Raw genomic sequence first — 1,196 nt, forward strand, 5'->3', positions numbered from 1 at the left:
TTAAGCTATAGTAAATAGAGGAGGTGATGCAAGTGTTTAGTCTGACATACGAATACAAACTCAAACCCACATCAGCGCAAGTTGCCCGATTTGAAGACTGGCTCGAACAATGTCGGCGCGTCTACAACTATGCATTAGCCGAGCGCAAAGATTGGTTTAAATCTCGTAGCTGTCAGATAAATGCTTGTTCTCTCCAGTCCGAATACATCATTCCAGCACAAACCAAACGCCCTACTTATGCCAGTCAATGCCAGACATTAACAGCCTATAGGAAAACTTCTGGGAACCTACAGCGAGTGCAATCTCAAGTTCTACAACAGGCGCTTCGTCGGTTAGAACAAGCATTCGTCAGCATGTGGGAGCAAGGACATGGTTTCCCTCGATTCAAGAAGAGTGGAACCATGCGCTCTTTCGTTTTTCCTCAAGTTGGGATAGATGCCGTAAGAGATGGCGCTATCAAGCTACCTTTAATTGGCTGGATCAAGTTCCGCCAATCGCGTTCTATTCCTGATGGCGCAAAGCTAAAACAGGTTCGGATAGTCAGACGTGCTAGCGGATGGTTTGCCATGTTGACATTGCAGTGGGATGTATCCGTTCCAGATGTCATGCCACATGGCGAAGCGCTGGGAGTAGACGTTGGAATTAGTCACTTGGCTGCGGTTTCTAATGGTAAGTTGTTCCCCAATCCCAGACCTTTCGAGAAGCTCGAACGCAAGCTTAGATTACTGCAACAGAGAGTACCCTTGAAAAGTTAAGGGGTCGAATAACCGCAAGAAAGCGCAAGTTAAAGTCAGCAAACTGCACGAACGAATTGCAAATACTCGGAAAAACTACTACTGGCTCATAGCTCACAATCTCTGCGATTGGGCGGGGATGATATTTGTGGAAGATTTGAAACTCAAAGGTCTAGTGCGAGGCTTCTTGGGGAAGCACTGCTTAGACGCTGGATGGGGACAATTTTTTCAAGTATTAGAGCAGTGCTGTGGCAAACGCGGAGTGTTCTTTCTTAAGGTTGACAGCAAGAAAACCAGTCAGATATGTCCTAACTGCTTAGTCGAGACGGGCAAGAAAGAGCTATCCGAGCGTATTCATTCGTGCCAACATTGCGGCTATAGGACGGATAGAGACGTTGCAGCCGCTCAAGTAGTTCTGATTCGAGGACTTGCAGCCGTGGGACACACGGTCAAGATGCTTTC

At 47.1% G+C, this 1,196-nt stretch carries 2 protein-coding genes; both read left to right on the forward strand.

Annotated features, from left to right (window positions below; translation table 11 throughout):
- Positions 1 to 32: 32 nt before the first annotated feature.
- The gene (locus QUB56_RS36960) at positions 33 to 755 is read left to right on the forward strand and encodes a transposase (RefSeq protein ID WP_332961312.1); all 723 of its coding nucleotides are present in this window, start codon (positions 33 to 35) and stop codon (positions 753 to 755) included.
- Positions 756 to 798: 43 nt separating this feature from the next.
- The coding region (locus tag QUB56_RS36965) for a transposase (protein WP_332961313.1) at positions 799 to 1,196 on the forward strand (398 nt) is incomplete at its 3' end.

Source organism: Microcoleus sp. AR_TQ3_B6 (assembly GCF_036702785.1).
Lineage (GTDB): Bacteria > Cyanobacteriota > Cyanobacteriia > Cyanobacteriales > Microcoleaceae > Microcoleus.